Raw genomic sequence first — 15405 nt, 5'->3', positions numbered from 1 at the left:
CCATCAATACCTGAGACAAAAAAAGAAACTCTCTGTGGGAAACAGAGGGTTTCTTTTTTGCAGCTAATTCTAAAGTGAGTTCTGCTGGCGGCGTAAAATCTTGTTCCAGTTGGTTTCGGCAATAATCATGCCGCAGAGAATCAGAATACTTCCCACCACTCCCTGGGGTTTGAGAGTTTCGCCCAACAGCATAAAGGCGAAAACCGCCGCAAAAACCGGCTCGGTGGTGAAAATAAGGGCTGTTTGGGTGGGTGTGGTATATTTTTGCATGTGATTCATCACAATATAAGCCACTGCAGTCGACAGAACAATCAAAAGAGCCAGATTCAACCATACAGTTCCTGCGGTGGGAATAACAGGCGTCTCCCAGATCAGTGTGACAGGAAGGCTGAGAAGTCCCACCACAGAAATCTGAACAATGGCCAGTGCAAAAGAATCAGCGGTTAGCGTGAATTTGCCGATGGTAATGATGTGAAGGGCGAATAAGAAAGCGGCGGCCAAAGTGAACAGGTCACCCTTCTGCAGGGGTGCACTGCCGTCCAGTGATAGCAGCGCCAGCCCGATGAGAGCCACCAAAGCGCCCGCAATGGATGCGCGAGGAGGGATTTTCTTCAGGATGAGTGCAGACAGCAGTGGTACAATCACCACAGAAAAACCGATGATGAAGCCGGATTTGGAGGCTGTGGTGAAGTTCAAGCCATAAGCCCACAGCCCATAGGCAAAGAAAAGAACGGTGCCAATAATAGTGCCATGGAGCATGGTACGCCTGTTCAGCGTCAGCATCTTTTTATAAAAAATGATGGAGCAGATCATTCCGGATAAAATAAAGCGAATGGCCAGAAAATTGAATGTCTGCAAATGATCCAGGGTATTCTTGGAGATGACAAAGGAAGAGCCCCATAGCATGGAGACTCCCAGTAGTGCCAGGTTGGCCTTGGTTTGACGATTCATGGGTCACATTCCTTTCAAAATGGATACTCACTGACATCATCATACCGGGCCGGCAGGAGAAAAGCAATGCAGAAAAAATAAATCACCCAAAAAAATGACGAAATTCATGGAAATGACATGAAATTATGCAGATGAGTTTTAATTAGCACACAAAAAAGCAGAAAGCGACGGCTTTCTGCTCTGGATGATCACTGTCATATAAAGCAATCAACAAGACTGTTTTTTTAGCTCTCCAGTTCAAACATATCTTTTCCAGCACCGCAAACAGGACATACCCAGTCTTCTGCAACATCAGCAAACGCTGTGCCGGCGGCTACGCCGGAATCTGGATCTCCTTCAGCAGGGTCATACACATAACCACATGGCATACATACATATTTTTCCATCGTTTGATCTCCTCTCCAGGATAATTTATTCAACTCAACAAGCATGATACCCGCTGATTTCAGTGCTAAACAAATAATAGCGTCATTCCTGCAAAAAAATGTGGTATAATGGCGATACATTCATTGAAGTGAAAGCGGATAAGGAGTGAAACGTATGGAACAACAGGAACGGGCTGATGTGATTAAACGGCTGAAAACCATCCGGGGGCATTTGCAGGGTGTTGAAAAAATGATTGATGAGGGGAAAAACTGCGATGAAATCATGCAACAGATCACAGCCATCAAATCCTCTGTTGAAAAAGTGGGATGGTTGATCATCCGGGATCATGCGGCGGATTGTCTCATGGCTGAGCCCATGACAAAAGATGAAGTGAATAAAACCATCCAGCGCATTGCCCAGTTTCTCAAATAGATGTGAAGATATTCGACAGATGAAGGCGAAACGGAGGTTGGCGGAATGGAAAAACAGCCCAAAAATATTCTGGTGGTGGATGATGAGGAACATATTCTTGAACTCCTCAAGTTCAATCTTGAAAAGGCAGGCTATCAGGTATATATGGCAGAGAATGGACAGGAAGCACTTAAGTTGCTGGAAATGCATCAAATGGATCTGATGGTGCTGGATCTTATGTTGCCTGATCTTGACGGGATTGAAATCTGCAAGCGCATTCGGGCATCAGAAAAATATGGGATGCTGCCCATCATCATGCTGACGGCCAAGTCTGAAGAAATTGACCGCATATTGGGCCTGGAACTGGGGGCAGACGATTATATGACCAAGCCCTTCAGCGTCAAAGAATTGGTGGTAAGGATCAAAACAGTCCTTCGCCGGACAGAGCATCAGGTGGGTGAAACCACTGCCCTTATTGAGTGGGGTCAACTGGTCATGGACTTGGCCAGGCACGAAGTCACGATTCAGCATCAGCCTGTGGACCTCACGCTGAAAGAGTTTGAATTATTACGGTTCCTTCTTCAGAATCGGGGACGGGTGATGTCGCGCAACTTTTTGCTGGATGAAATATGGGGGTACGACTATTTTGGAGAGACACGCACTGTTGATGTTCATATCCGCAATATCCGTAAAAAACTGGGCGATTTCAACATGGAAGATATGATTGAAACCGTCCGGGGTGTGGGATACAAAGTCAGGTAGGAGCGCAGCCGATGAAACGAAAAATTCTCTTGTCATTTGTTGCCATCTTGATGGTGAGTGTACTGATCATTGGACTGTTGTCCATTAATCTGGTGAAGCAAAGCTATACGACAGAATTGGAAAGACGGTTGGTGACAAATGCGGGTTTGATTGCTGCTTTTATTGGAACGGATGGCATTCGGCCGGAAGACCCTGCTTTTTCAAAACTGGCGGATGAACTTGCAGATCAGGGCCAGGTCAGGATGACGCTGATGGATCACCATGGGCGCGTCATTTACGATTCCCGGGCAGACTGGGGGCTGATGGAACTGCACCACCAACGTCCGGAAGTGATCAGTGCCCTCCGGGATGGTATCGGAAAAGAAATTCGCTACAGCAATACCACCGGGCAGGAAATGATGTATGTGGCGGTGCCTGTCTTCATGAGTGAAAGTGACGGCATTGCCTATGTGGTTCGTCTGGCAATGGATTTGCAGGAAATCGACGCCCTGACAAAGCATATCGTTTGGTATCTGACCATCTCTCTTGCCTTTGGACTGCTCATTGCAGTGGTACTGGGTTTCCGTCTCATCGACCGGATCATTGAGAATATCCGGGGCATTGTTAATATGACTCAGCGGATGGCAGATGGGAATTATGATAAACACATCTATCTGGAATCGAATGATGAACTGTCAGAACTGGCTGATCACTTTAACCACATGGCTGACAGGTTGAATGAAACCATCGGAAAGCTTTCGGAGAGCAACGCCCGGTTCATGGCACTGCTAACCAGTCTTAAAAACCCCATGATCGCCCTTGACCAGCAAAAGTGCATCACACTGATGAATGCCGCATCTGAAAATCTTTTCGGCGTGACAGCGTCAGAACTGCAGGGACATCACCTGTTGGAACTGGTAAGAGATACAGAGCTGGATGATGTGATACAGGATGTGTTGGAGAACCAGTTAGATCAGCAGGTGGAAGTAACATTGCGTGAGCCGGCAGAAAAAACGCTGCGAATGATGACCAGCCTGATTCGCGAACCGGAAGACCCGCTGAAGGTGACGGGGCTGGTGATTCTAATGGATGATGTGACAGAAATTCGCAAGCTGGAGAAAATGCGATCTGACTTTGTCACCAACGTGACCCATGAACTGAAAACCCCCCTTACTTCCATCAGCGGATTTGTGGAGACTCTAAAATCAGGTGAGATTGAAGATGATGAAACGCGGCAGCGGTTTCTTGATATCATTGAAATTGAAACAGAACGTCTGACCAGGCTTATCAATGACATTTTGACCCTTTCTGAGATTGAAAATATTCGGGGACATGAACGAAAAGTGCCGGCAGCACCTGGAGAGCTGCTGGAAGAAGTGATCTCCATGATGGAAACCATCAGCCGCCATAAAGCGGTTACACTTCACCGGGAAATTGCCCGAAACCTGTCGGAGATGCCCCTGAATGAAGACAGATTCAAGCAAATGGTGATCAATCTCATTGACAATGCCATTAAGTACACGCCTGAAGGCGGCAAAGTGACTGTCAGTGCTTACGAGAAGTACCGCAGTCTGGTGATTCGCGTGAAAGACACAGGAATCGGAATTCCTGACAAAGACCTGCACCGGTTATTTGAACGGTTCTATCGGGTGGACAAAGCCCGTTCCAAAAAAATGGGAGGAACCGGCTTGGGCCTGGCCATTGTAAAGCATATTGTGCTTTCAATGAACGGCACCATTCGGGTAAACAGTGAAGTGGGAAAGGGAACAGAGTTTGTCATTACCCTGCCCCTTGCATAGCGACCAACATGTGAAGGAATGCCGAAAACCGGCATTCCTGAGGTTGAAGACAAAGGGTTCTGGCCAGGCCAGCTGATTCCAATTTTCCAAGGCTGTCCTTTACCAGATCCCTTGTCTTCATCTTATTTTGTCTACAATATGAGGAATGCCGAAAACCGGCATTCCTTTTGTTTTTTGGAGATTTTTTCTTTACCTGATCTTTACATTTCGTTTACGCCCGCTTAACCACTCTCGAGTTCTGGGGGGGTATAATGTGAACTGTAACAGGATGCTGTAAACCTGGTACAAAACAACTCAGGAATGAGAGGAGATTAAAAAGAATGAAGAAAATGATGTCTTTGTTGATGGTGTTAATTGTCGCTGCTTCACTGCTGGCGGGGTGTGGACAATCTGAACCTGCTCCAGCACCGGCTTCGACACCAGCACCCGCTGAAACACCTGCAGCAGCCGGAACATCTTCCAATTCAGAAGTCGATTTTAGTGAAATGATTGAAGTGAAGGGATCTGACACCATGGTCAACCTGGGTCAGGCATGGGCGGAAGCCTTCATGGATGCACATCCGGAAGCGCTGATTTCTGTCACCGGCGGCGGATCAGGAACGGGTGCAGCGGCGGTGATCAACGGAACAGCACATTTAGCCCAAATGTCACGTGCTATGAAAGAGGACGAATTTGCTCAAGCAGAAGCAGCTGGAAATCCTGCTACAGAAATTGTTGCAGGGCGTGATGGGATTGTTGTCGCAGTGCATGTAGATAATCCTGTTGAAGCGCTGACGATGGATGAGATTAAGGGCATTTACACCGGTGTCATCACCAACTGGAGCGAAGTAGGCGGGGCAGACATGAACATCTCACTTTTCTCCCGTGATACCAGTTCCGGAACCTATGCCTTCTTTAAAGAATTTGTACTGGATGATGAGGAATACTCTCCTGAAGCTATGTTGATGCCTTCCACCCAGGCAATTGTAGAAGGACTGATTCAGGACGTCGGCGGTATCGGTTATATTGGACTGGGCTATCTGACAGACGATGTGAAAGCTGTTCCTGTTGCCCAGGAAGCTGGCGCAGAAGCTTTCCTGCCCAGCCTTGCGACCATCAATGCAGGAGATTATCCGGTAGCCCGTCCGCTGTTCCTGTACACCGCAGGTGAAGCAACTCCTGCTCTTCAGATGTATGTTGACTTTATTCTAAGCAGTGACGGCCAGCAAATTGTTGAAGATCTTGGATTCGTACCTCTGCAGTAAAACAGCGAATAAGTAAGTGGTATGAACGTTACACATACAAGAGCATACTGTTAAGATAACACTGATGGGCCGGCGTTCTGCTCCGGTCCATCAGAAATGTTACACAAAAGATTTCGCAAGTATATCCGAAAACGATGGGGATCGTACGGATCTATTGAATTCGGGGGTAACCCCGGGGAGGTGTCAGTCTTGAAAGAGCAATCAGTTACTACCGGTAACCGTCTGGTGGTTAGTCGTGGCCATGCAAACCCGCCAAAACAGGAACCACTCCAGAACGCAACGAATGAAAGCACCGACACAATCACCAACAGCAGAAGCTTTGCCCATGGCAAGAATCTTAAATCGAAATTTACCAATCGGTTGAGCGAGTTTATCATAGAAAAAATCATTTTCATTCTTGGAATGACATCCATTGTGATCTTGGCCCTGATTTTTATATTTTTGATCAGTTCCGGGTTTTCGGTTTTTAAGGACGTACCTCTGATAGATTTTCTGACAGGGCGTTTCTGGTATCCCAACTCGGTGAATCCGCAATTCGGCATTTTGCCATTGATCCTGGGATCTCTCTGGGTCACGGCAGGTGCTATCCTTATATCCGTCCCCATCGGAGTCGGCTGTGCCATTTTCATTGCGGAGGTGGCACCGCCGAAAACCCGGACAAGCCTGAAAGTGGTCATTGAGTTTTTGTCAGCGATTCCATCAGTGGTGCTGGGGTTCATCGGAATCATGGTGTTATCCAACTGGGTGCGTCTGTCTTTTGACCTTTCATCGGGATTCACGCTGTTAACCGGTTCCATTCTGGTGGCTTTTATGGCCATGCCCACCATCATCAGTATCTCAGATGATGCCATCAGTTCTTTGCCGAAAGAATACCGTGAAGCTTCCCTGGCCTTGGGAGCCACGCGTCTTGAAACCATTTTCCATGTACTGGTACCGGCGGCTTCCTCCGGCATTGTTGCCGGTGTGATGCTGGGCATTGGCAGGGCCATTGGCGAAACCATGACAGTCATGATGGTAACGGGAAATGCAGCGCGGATTCCCACGTCGTTGCTGCAATCCGGTCGTACCATGACAGCCACCATTGCGGCAGAAATGGGTGACACGGTTCGTCAAAGCACCCATTACCATTCTCTTTTTGCCATAGGGATTGTGCTCCTCATTATGACCAGCTGCATCAATCTGGTGGCCGATTATGTACTGCGGCGTGCTCAGAAAGGAGACCGTTAACATGAAGAAAGAACAACGGGAAAAACTGGTCTTTTCACTGCTTACCCTGACAGCAGCCCTGGTGGTCATTCCCACCCTGCTGATGATTGGTTACATCATCTTTAGAGGCATTGGAACCATCAGCTGGGAATTTTTATCAGCCATGCCCCGCAAAGGCATGCGTGAAGGCGGCATATTCCCGGCCATCGTAGGCACTGTCAGCCTGGTTCTGGGAACCATGATTGTGGCACTCCCCCTGGGTGTGGGATCAGCCATCTACTTAACCGAATATGCCAAACAGGGATTTTTAACCCGCACCATTCGACTGGCCATATTAAACCTGGCAGGTGTGCCCTCGGTGGTGTACGGGTTGTTTGGATTAGGGTTATTTGTTCTCTTTCTCGGGTTTGGCAGCTCCATTCTGGCAGGTGCCCTTACCCTGGCCTGCCTCGTGTTGCCGGTTGTCATCACTGCCTCAGAAGAGGCGCTGAAGAGTGTTGACTTCAGTTACCGACAGGCGTCGCTGGCCTTGGGAGCCACAAAGTGGCAGACCATTCGCCATGTGGTGCTTCCCCATGCTGCACCAGGGATTGTCACCGGTGCCATTCTGGCCATTGGCCGGGCCGCAGGGGAAACAGCCCCCATTCTTTTAACGGTGGCAGCCTTCTTCCTTCCCCGGTTGCCCCAATCGATTTTTGATCAGGTGATGGCATTGCCGTACCATCTGTATATCATTTCAACCCAGGTGCCGGGAATGCCGGAGAGCATCAAGTATGGCACCGCACTGGTACTTCTGGGGATTGTTTCCATCTTTTTTGCCATTGCAACAGCCATTCGAATTCGATTTAAAATGGCAAACCGTTAAGCAGTTTTCAATGACACTGCTAAAATGGGCACGGTGTATAACATGAAAAACTGAATTTCGATTGCTGCGATGTGTTTTTGTTTCCAATTGACGAATGTGACAGGAGGCTTCATCAATGTCTAAAATATCTGTGAAAGACCTCAATCTCCACTATGGCAGTTTTCATGCCCTGAAAAATATAAATCTGGATATCTGTGAACGGGAAGTCACAGCCCTCATCGGTCCGTCCGGTTGCGGAAAGTCCACTTTTATTCGCAGTTTGAATCGCATGAATGATCTCATTGACGGTGTGAAAATCGACGGTGAGATGTTCCTGGAAGATCAAGACATTTACCAGCCTGATGTAGATGTGGTATCCTTAAGAAGAAGGGTTGGAATGGTCTTTCAAAGCCCCAATCCTTTCAGAAAATCCATCTATGAAAACGTGGCATATGGCCCACGGCGCTACGGTATTAAATCCCGCAATCAACTGGATGAAATTGTGGAGCGAAGCCTCCGGGAAGCCGCTTTGTGGGAAGAAGTGAAGGACCGCCTGAAAAGCTCTGCCCTGGGACTATCGGGAGGCCAGCAGCAACGCCTGTGTATTGCAAGAGCACTGGCCATGGAGCCGGAAGTATTGTTGATGGATGAACCCACATCTGCACTTGATCCCATTGCCACCTCCCGTATCGAAGAGCTGATTGACCAGCTGAAAAAAGAATATACCATTGTGATCGTGACCCATTCCATGCAGCAGGCAGCCCGTATCTCTGATAAAACAGTCTTTTTTCTCATGGGAGAAGTAATTGAGGCAGATGACACACAGGTTATTTTCACATCACCGCGAGATCAACGCACAGAAGACTATGTTACCGGTCGATTTGGATAGGGAGGGAATGCCATGCGTACAGAATACACAGAGCGTCTTAAAAACCTTAAAATCAAACTGCTGAAAATGGGCAGTCTGGTGCAGCAGGTCATCGAAGAATCCCTGCAGGCGTTGATGCAACAGGATATGGAAAAAGCAGACACCATTCACTTGATGGATGATCGCATTGATGCCCTGGAGCTGGAAATTGAAGTGGAATGCATGAATCTCATTGCCCTGCAACAGCCCATGGCGAAAGATCTGCGGGTGATCGGCACCATACTCAAGGCCATTACTGATCTGGAGCGCATGGGGGATCATGCGGTGAACATCGCCCGACAGACGAAACTCATCGGGCAGGAGCCATTCATCAAACCGTTGGTCGACCTTCCCCGAATGGCACGTTTATCAGAGGAAATGGTGGCAAAGTGTCTTGATGCTTTCATGAAAGAAGATGTGAATCTGGCGCGTGAAGTGGCGCATGACGATGAGGCTGTGGATGAGATTTATGAAATGATCTATACAGAGTTGATGGAAATGATGATTCATGACCGTGGTGTGATGAATCAGGCCATTCACCTGCTCTTCATTGGCCGATACCTGGAACGGATTGCTGATCATGCCACCAATATCGGAGAACGGGTCATTTATATGGTGACGGGTGAACGGGTGGAAATCAACTAAAGGTCCAAAGGGTATTATTGCTGGCGGGCTCAGGAGAATTGCAAAAGACGTCAGTGAGAATATAATAGATAGTTAAATATGACAGGGATCAGGCAGGGACGGCTTTTGGCGTCGGCTGTCCGGTCCGGATCCTTTGTATTCAACCACAGCAAAGTAATTTAAATGACTTTGTTGTTGTTTTTTTTGAATCATTTTTGCTTTTTTGCTGGAAACATGGGATAATGACAGTGTGACGATAAAAATGCACCTATCAAAAGGTGGATGCATTGACAAGGGGTTCTTGGGTAAGGTAGACTTGTATGTACAGAAATAATGACATTATTATATAATGATTAAGCGAGGTGCTTCCATGAAAGAGCAGGCAGATTGTTTTAAGGCGCTGGGGGATATGACACGGCTTAGTATTTTGATGATGCTGGCAGATGGTGAGAAATGTGCCTGTGATATTCAGGAAAACTTTGATCTGAAGCAACCCACCATTTCTCATCACATGAAAATATTGCAACAAGCGGAGTTGGTACGTGTTGAAAAACGTGGAAAATGGATGTTCTATGCTTTGAACCCGGAGCGATTCCGGCAACTTCACCAGTTCATGGATGCGAATTTAATGCAAGGCACAGAGATTACCTACAAACTGGCGCCCCACGACTGTGAGGGTGGTCGTCGAAAAGCGGTTCAGGAACCGGTATAATTTGTGATGTCCATGACTGACAGTCATCACTGACAACTCAGACATCACCAGATTTTCCGGTGTGTGATGGGCGCCGTCAGGCTGTGAGATATCACTTGATTATATGATAGTTTATGATTGACTGATTTGAAAATGGGTATCATTGTATGGTGAGTCATTGATTATTTGAAGGGAGGCAGCAAAATGGATAAAAAAGTAGTGGTTTTTACCAGTACAACTTGCCCTCATTGTGTAACGGCAAAAGAGTATCTGGCACAAAAAGGTGTTGAGTATGAAGAAAAAAATGTACAGTCTGATGTTTCGGCTCGCAAGGAACTGATGGCAAAAGGCATCATGGCGGTGCCGGTGATTAAAATTGGCGACGAGATGATTGTCGGTGTAGATAAGGCGAAAATTGACAGCCTGCTTGACTAAATGAATGATCAGAAGAAACCTCCTTGACACCTTGCAGGAGGTTTTTTCTTGTGGAGCCGGCGGGCTGTGGTATAATAGAATTTAATCAACTGAGAAGAAGTGAAAGAACAGGTCGTATTCTGAATCAAAGGCGGGATGCAATATGAACATCCTCGTATATCAGGTGATGAATCTCTTGCTGGTACTGGTTTTGCTGGGGGCTCCGGTGTTGATCACAGTGCTTTTGCTTCGGCATTTTAGTCGCAAAGAACAGCATGTTGAAATGGAAGCCAGACTGACAGAGCGCATTCGGGAGCTGGAAGAGAGGGTGCGCCGTCTGGAAGAAGGATAGAATGTAAGAGGAAGGAGCAGCTTATGGATAAACAACAAAAAGTCATTTTCAGTGGTGCGCAGCCGACGGGGAGCTTAACGCTGGGAAACTACATTGGTGCAATTCAAAACTGGAAAGAACTTGAAAAAGACTATCAATGCTATTATTCCATTGTCGATCTTCATTCATTAACGGTGAAACAGGATCCCCAGGCTTTTCGTCAGGCAAATCTGTCTTTTCTGGCTCAATACCTGGCAGCGGGGCTTGATCCTGAAAAAAATGTACTTTTCTTTCAATCACATGTGCGTGAACACACCGAGCTGGCCTGGGTGTTGAGCTGCTACACCTACATGGGCGAACTGAATCGAATGACCCAGTTTAAAGATAAGTCAGAGAAGCATAAGGATAATATCAATGTGGGGCTCTATACGTACCCCGTATTGATGGCGGCGGATATTCTCCTCTACCAGACAGATCTGGTACCTGTGGGGGATGACCAGCGGCAGCATCTGGAATTGTGTCGCGATATTGCCATGCGCTTCAATAATGTGTATGGTGACACTTTCCGCATTCCGGAAGCACATATTGGAAAAATTGGTGCCAGAATCATGAGTCTTCAGGAACCGGACAAAAAAATGTCCAAAACAGATGAAAATCAGAACGGTGTCATTCATATGCTTGACCCTGCAGATATCATTCTGAAGAAACTGAAAAAGGCTGTCACTGACAGTGAAAACCTTGTCAAATACAGGCCTGAACAGCCGGGAATTCAGAACTTGATGACTATCCACGCCACTTTGTCCGGGTGGACGCTGGAACAGGTGGAAGCCCATTATGAAGGAAAAGGATATGGAGTCTTTAAGAACGATGTGGCAGAACTGATTACTGGAAAAACGGAACCATTCCGTGAAAAGTATGCAGCTTATCTGGCGGATGAAGCGTTGTTGAAAAAAGTCTATTCCAGTGGTGCTGACCGTGCCCGGGAAAGGGCTGCCGTCACAGTGGCAACAGTGAAACTGCGACTGGGACTGGTTTAACTGAAGGGTAAAAGGATGTGAATACGTGAGCTTCAAATCGAAAATTGTCATCACATTCTTCTTTCTGGTTTATGGTGTGCTGATTGGAATTAATCTGGGGCCTGAACAGGTGAGTGAACCGCCTGGCGGTATTTTTTCAATTCCATCAGAAACCAATGTTCAGGAAGTAGAAGATTTGATGAAGGCCAATGAAGATATGCGCCAGCGTATTCAGAACTTGAAGCTGGAAGTGGATGCACTGGAAGGGGAGCGGGCAGAAGGTAACGTGACACTTCAGGTGTTGATGCAGGAAGTGCAGCACTATCAAATGCTGGCAGGCCATAAAGCGGTTGTGGGCCCGGGGATTACCGTCTTGCTGGAAGGCATATTTGAAGAGAATATCGCGCCTTTGGTGTATCAGCGCAAATATCTGGTGACGCTGGTAAACGAGCTGAGAAGTAACGGGGCGGAAGTCATCGCTGTCAACGGCAATCGGATTACCGGCCGAAGTGAGATGGCACTGGCAGGCAATCATATTCAGGTGAATGGGCGGCCTGTGGCACCGCCATACCTGGTGCAGGCCATTGGGGATCAATCTGAGTTTAAGCGGTATGTGGCCCATCGAACGTTCATATTTGATTTAATGGCCGGTGATGGTATTACGGCCACCATCGAATACAACGATTCCTTGAGTATCGATCAGCCCCATCGGGAAAAAGCCATTCAGTTTTTAGAGGTCCGTCGCCCATAAAAAAGGGGCAGTGTTGTCATTTCGACAAGCGCTGCCCCTTTTTTATTTTAGTATTTGGTATGAGTTATGACCTGTCAACGGCAAACCCATTGCAGGCGATATGGTTCATTTTTGAAGGTTTAATCGGTCACTGGCCAGAGATAGAGAATTCCCATTGCGCCTGGGCCCAGATGAGCACCGATGACAGGCCCCAGCTCTGATAAAACAACCGTTGCATCAGGAAACTGCTCTGCCACCTGACGGCGAAGTGTTTCAGCTTCTGTTGAAGCCATAGCATGGGCCACATGGATCATCGAAGCATCAGCAGGAATGGACGCAATCATTTTTTCAAGGGCTTTCTTTTTGCCTCTGGTTTTATCCACGGGTTGAACGGTGCCGTCTATCAGGCCGAGAACGGGCTTGATATTGAATAAATTTCCAATGAGAGCGCCGGCATTGGAGAGTCGGCCGCCTTTCTTGAGGTAATCAAGTGTATTTACGGTCAGCCGGATACCTGAGTTGTATTTTTGCTTTTCCAGAAAAGAGACAATTTCTTCACGTGGGCGATTTTCATGAGCCAAAGTAACGGCCATTTGAACAAGTGCTTTCAGATTTCCCGCCGTTGTCTGGGAGTCGATGACAGAAATGCGATGAGAGGCACCCGAAAGCTCAGCTGCTGTGCAGGCACTTTGGTAAGTACCGCTGATACCTGATGAAATCGTTAAAACAATGATTTCCATGTCCTGGGAAAGTGCCTGTTCATAGGCTTCCAAAAACTCTCCTGCTGAAGGTTGGGAGGTGGTGGGAAATGAGTTGCTGTCGGCCAGTTGGCCGAAAAAATCATCAAAAGAGCCGGGAGCACCTTCCTTGGACACTTTACCATTAAAATGAACAGAAAGTGGAACAATTTTGAGGGGGTTGGCATCAATGTAGGCTTGCTCCAGATAGGCCGTACTGTCTGTAATGACAAAAATGGATGACATGATCATCACTCCTCTAAATAACGTCGATAATAATATAATACCAGGTACTAATAGCTGTTGTCAATTACATCTCAATTGTTAGGACATTTATCACCGGGCAGTTGCTGCCAATAATTCATTCTCGAAATTGAGATTGATATCAAAAATAAGAATAAGTGAAAAATACCACAACCATCCAGATCCTTTGAGGTGCAATTCTCAATTGTAAGAATTTTTAAATGAATTGTTAAATTTTAAACATATTAGCCAATCGATGTGGTGTCATTTTTAAATGTTGTGAAAGATGATGGAAACAGGCTTTTAGCATGCGATGTGCGAATATTTTAAATGAATCAACATTTTCTCCTGAACTGGCATGGGTCTTGCAATAATTCAGAGACAGTATGGAGATTCGATTGATTACCTATCATAAAGGAGGAAGAAAAATGGCAGCGGATAAAGCCAAAGCATTACAGGAAGTTAGTCGGGTTTTGAGTTATATTGAAAAACCGGAACTTGCACCTGAAGACAAGGATGCCATCGTTAAGGATTCTGTGGCGAACTTCAACGAAAATGTTAACCCCGGTTGGTTGCTCTATCGAAAATCTGTTTCCACAGATGCCACATTTGTTGAGTGGGAAGACAGTGCAGAAACATTCAAAGATGTATACGGCAAAGAGTTCATCGATGTATTGGGCGGCTACGGAATCTATATGTGTGGACATCGAAATCCGGAGATTCTGAAGTATGTCAAAGCCCAACTGGACCGCTATGCTCTCCACAGCCAGGAACTCATTGATCCGCTGCGGGGCTATCTTGCTAACATTCTTTCCATGATTACCCCAGGCGATCTTCAATATGCGTTCTTCTGCAATGGCGGTGCTGAAGCAGTTGAAATGGCTTTGAAGCTGGCTCGTCTGGCCACTGGAAAACAGTGGTATATTTCCATGACAGGTGGTTTCCACGGGAAAAGTATGGGCGCAGTCTCAGTGAATGGAAAAGGTACGTATCGTGAAAAGTACAAGCCGCTGATTCCTGGTGTGATGCACGTCGACTTTGGAAATGCTGAAGCACTTGAAAAAGCCATCAGCAATCTGACTAAAACTGGTGAAACTGTTGCAGGTGTCATTCTTGAACCCATTCAAGGCGAGGCGGGTATTATTCTGCCGCCGGAGGGTTATTTGCAAAAAGTGCGGGAAATCTGTGACAAATACGATGTGGTGCTCATTTTTGATGAAATTCAAACAGGCATGGGACGTACCGGTACTATGTGGGCCTGTGAACAATCTGGGGTTGTGCCGGATATCCTGATTTATGGAAAAGCCTTTGGCGGCGGCGTCATGCCCATCACCGGCATCATTGCACGTCCCCATTTGTGGACTGAAGACATTAAGGAGAATCCTTGGATTCTTGGTTCGCCCACCTTTGGCGGAAACCCGCTTGCCTGTGCAGCGGCGCTGGCCACCATCAAGTTTATGCTTGAAAACGATCTGCCGGCACAGGTGGCAGAAAAAGGGGAATACATGCTGGGTAAAATCATGGAACTGAAAGCCAAGCATCCTGTACTGGTGGATGTGCGTGGAAAAGGCTTCCTCATTGGCCTTGACTATCCCACTCCTGAAATGGGATGGGCAGTGTCCAAGGGACTCTTTAAGCGGGGCGTGCTCACCGGTGGTACATTGAATAATGCGAAAACCAATCGGATTGAACCGCCAGGCATCATGTCCTATGAAACCATGGATAAAATGCTGAACATTCTGGATGAAACTCTGGCAGAAGTGGAAGCGGACTTTGGTGTTACCTGGGAGAATGTTGCGTCCCTGAATGTATAAAGCCGTTTTCAAATAAAGCGAACGGTTGCTAAATGGATTACCTGTGGCAGCAACAGCGATTCTTTTATGGTCGCTGTTGCTGTCTTGCCGTTCGTTTGCGTGTTGAAAATACCTATCATTAGAAAATAAGAGTACTGTTCAAAACGGCAGTCTTTTGTAAGATGGCAGTTGCAGTCATTTGAAAGATGGCAGTTAAGGAGGAACAACATGGAGCCAACCCTTGAAATCAGCAAAGAGTTACAAGACCTGATGCACAAAGCCCGCAGCGCCCAGGCCGCCTATGCCCACTTCAGCCAGAGCCAGGTGGATGCCATTGTGCGGGCCATCGCCAAAGTT

General features: G+C 47.0%; 17 protein-coding genes. 14 read left to right on the top strand and 3 right to left on the bottom strand.

Annotated features, from left to right (window positions below; genetic code table 11):
• Nucleotides 1–69 precede the first annotated feature (69 nt).
• Both QOL74_RS11730 and rd read right to left on the bottom strand, forming a co-directional pair.
• Entirely contained in the window at nt 70–951 is an 882-nt protein-coding gene (locus QOL74_RS11730; protein ID WP_283409677.1) for a DMT family transporter, read from the bottom strand.
• 224 nt (nt 952–1175) lie between these two features.
• A complete protein-coding gene (rd, locus tag QOL74_RS11725) occupies nt 1176–1337 on the bottom strand; it encodes a rubredoxin (protein ID WP_283409676.1) in 162 nt (53 codons plus the stop codon).
• A 154-nt stretch (nt 1338–1491) separates the two neighbouring features.
• On the opposite strand from rd, the gene QOL74_RS11720 reads away from it, so the two are divergent.
• From QOL74_RS11720 to QOL74_RS11660, 13 genes are all read left to right on the top strand, one after another.
• Nucleotides 1492–1749, top strand: a complete 258-nt coding sequence (locus QOL74_RS11720; protein ID WP_283409675.1) for a metal-sensitive transcriptional regulator — start codon at nt 1492–1494, stop codon at nt 1747–1749.
• A 45-nt stretch (nt 1750–1794) separates the two neighbouring features.
• The gene (locus QOL74_RS11715; protein WP_283409674.1) at nt 1795–2490 is read left to right on the top strand and encodes a response regulator; all 696 of its coding nucleotides are present in this window, start codon (nt 1795–1797) and stop codon (nt 2488–2490) included.
• An 11-nt stretch (nt 2491–2501) separates the two neighbouring features.
• Nucleotides 2502–4268: a two-component system histidine kinase PnpS gene (gene pnpS, locus QOL74_RS11710; RefSeq protein WP_283409673.1), complete on the top strand. Its 1767-nt coding sequence runs from the start codon at nt 2502–2504 to the stop codon at nt 4266–4268.
• Between the two features lie 320 nt (nt 4269–4588).
• Complete coding sequence (locus tag QOL74_RS11705) at nt 4589–5512, top strand: PstS family phosphate ABC transporter substrate-binding protein (protein ID WP_283409672.1); 924 nt, start codon at nt 4589–4591, stop codon at nt 5510–5512.
• Between the two features lie 189 nt (nt 5513–5701).
• Complete coding sequence (gene pstC, locus QOL74_RS11700; protein WP_283409671.1) at nt 5702–6739, top strand: phosphate ABC transporter permease subunit PstC; 1038 nt, start codon at nt 5702–5704, stop codon at nt 6737–6739.
• A 1-nt stretch (nt 6740) separates the two neighbouring features.
• Entirely contained in the window at nt 6741–7583 is an 843-nt protein-coding gene (gene pstA / locus QOL74_RS11695; RefSeq protein ID WP_283409670.1) for a phosphate ABC transporter permease PstA, read from the top strand.
• A gap of 115 nt (nt 7584–7698) precedes the next feature.
• On the top strand, nt 7699–8451 hold the full coding sequence (pstB, locus tag QOL74_RS11690; protein ID WP_283409669.1) for a phosphate ABC transporter ATP-binding protein PstB: 753 nt from the start codon (nt 7699–7701) through the stop codon (nt 8449–8451).
• A 12-nt stretch (nt 8452–8463) separates the two neighbouring features.
• Entirely contained in the window at nt 8464–9114 is a 651-nt protein-coding gene (gene phoU, locus QOL74_RS11685) for a phosphate signaling complex protein PhoU (protein WP_283409668.1), read from the top strand.
• Nucleotides 9115–9463: 349 nt separating this feature from the next.
• Entirely contained in the window at nt 9464–9805 is a 342-nt protein-coding gene (locus tag QOL74_RS11680; RefSeq protein ID WP_283409667.1) for an ArsR/SmtB family transcription factor, read from the top strand.
• Nucleotides 9806–9988: 183 nt separating this feature from the next.
• Nucleotides 9989–10219, top strand: coding sequence for a glutaredoxin family protein (locus QOL74_RS11675; RefSeq protein WP_283409666.1), 231 nt, complete (start codon nt 9989–9991; stop codon nt 10217–10219).
• A 142-nt stretch (nt 10220–10361) separates the two neighbouring features.
• Entirely contained in the window at nt 10362–10550 is a 189-nt protein-coding gene (locus QOL74_RS11670) for a hypothetical protein (protein WP_283409665.1), read from the top strand.
• A 23-nt stretch (nt 10551–10573) separates the two neighbouring features.
• The gene (gene trpS / locus QOL74_RS11665) at nt 10574–11566 is read left to right on the top strand and encodes a tryptophan--tRNA ligase (RefSeq protein WP_283409664.1); all 993 of its coding nucleotides are present in this window, start codon (nt 10574–10576) and stop codon (nt 11564–11566) included.
• 25 nt (nt 11567–11591) lie between these two features.
• Nucleotides 11592–12296, top strand: coding sequence for a DUF881 domain-containing protein (locus QOL74_RS11660; protein WP_283409663.1), 705 nt, complete (start codon nt 11592–11594; stop codon nt 12294–12296).
• 119 nt (nt 12297–12415) lie between these two features.
• Here the strand turns inward: QOL74_RS11660 and QOL74_RS11655 are convergent, their stop codons facing one another.
• Nucleotides 12416–13258, bottom strand: coding sequence for a DegV family protein (locus tag QOL74_RS11655; protein ID WP_283409662.1), 843 nt, complete (start codon nt 13256–13258; stop codon nt 12416–12418).
• Between the two features lie 425 nt (nt 13259–13683).
• On the opposite strand from QOL74_RS11655, the gene QOL74_RS11650 reads away from it, so the two are divergent.
• A complete protein-coding gene (locus QOL74_RS11650; RefSeq protein WP_283409661.1) occupies nt 13684–15069 on the top strand; it encodes a putrescine aminotransferase in 1386 nt (461 codons plus the stop codon).
• Nucleotides 15070–15405 lie beyond the last annotated feature (336 nt).

The organism is Anoxynatronum buryatiense, assembly GCF_900182905.1.
In the GTDB taxonomy this organism is placed as follows: domain Bacteria; phylum Bacillota; class Clostridia; order Peptostreptococcales; family Tindalliaceae; genus Anoxynatronum; species Anoxynatronum buryatiense.
The sequence above is the reverse complement of the archived record's forward strand: the minus strand, read 5'-3'. Positions and strand labels throughout refer to the sequence as shown.

Excerpts from the sequence above, each read along its gene's own strand:
- pstB (WP_283409669.1), top strand. The coding sequence starts at position 7,699 with ATGTCTAAAATATCTGTGAAAGACCTCAATCTCCACTATGGCAGTTTT.
- QOL74_RS11675 (WP_283409666.1), top strand. The coding sequence starts at position 9,989 with ATGGATAAAAAAGTAGTGGTTTTTACCAGTACAACTTGCCCTCATTGT.
- QOL74_RS11670 (WP_283409665.1), top strand. The coding sequence starts at position 10,362 with ATGAACATCCTCGTATATCAGGTGATGAATCTCTTGCTGGTACTGGTT.
- QOL74_RS11715 (WP_283409674.1), top strand. The coding sequence starts at position 1,795 with ATGGAAAAACAGCCCAAAAATATTCTGGTGGTGGATGATGAGGAACAT.
- pstA (WP_283409670.1), top strand. The coding sequence starts at position 6,741 with ATGAAGAAAGAACAACGGGAAAAACTGGTCTTTTCACTGCTTACCCTG.
- rd (WP_283409676.1), bottom strand. The coding sequence starts at position 1,337 with ATGGAAAAATATGTATGTATGCCATGTGGTTATGTGTATGACCCTGCT.
- trpS (WP_283409664.1), top strand. The coding sequence starts at position 10,574 with ATGGATAAACAACAAAAAGTCATTTTCAGTGGTGCGCAGCCGACGGGG.
- QOL74_RS11655 (WP_283409662.1), bottom strand. The coding sequence starts at position 13,258 with ATGTCATCCATTTTTGTCATTACAGACAGTACGGCCTATCTGGAGCAA.
- QOL74_RS11730 (WP_283409677.1), bottom strand. The coding sequence starts at position 951 with ATGAATCGTCAAACCAAGGCCAACCTGGCACTACTGGGAGTCTCCATG.
- QOL74_RS11720 (WP_283409675.1), top strand. The coding sequence starts at position 1,492 with ATGGAACAACAGGAACGGGCTGATGTGATTAAACGGCTGAAAACCATC.
- QOL74_RS11650 (WP_283409661.1), top strand. The coding sequence starts at position 13,684 with ATGGCAGCGGATAAAGCCAAAGCATTACAGGAAGTTAGTCGGGTTTTG.
- QOL74_RS11705 (WP_283409672.1), top strand. The coding sequence starts at position 4,589 with ATGAAGAAAATGATGTCTTTGTTGATGGTGTTAATTGTCGCTGCTTCA.
- phoU (WP_283409668.1), top strand. The coding sequence starts at position 8,464 with ATGCGTACAGAATACACAGAGCGTCTTAAAAACCTTAAAATCAAACTG.
- QOL74_RS11680 (WP_283409667.1), top strand. The coding sequence starts at position 9,464 with ATGAAAGAGCAGGCAGATTGTTTTAAGGCGCTGGGGGATATGACACGG.
- pnpS (WP_283409673.1), top strand. The coding sequence starts at position 2,502 with ATGAAACGAAAAATTCTCTTGTCATTTGTTGCCATCTTGATGGTGAGT.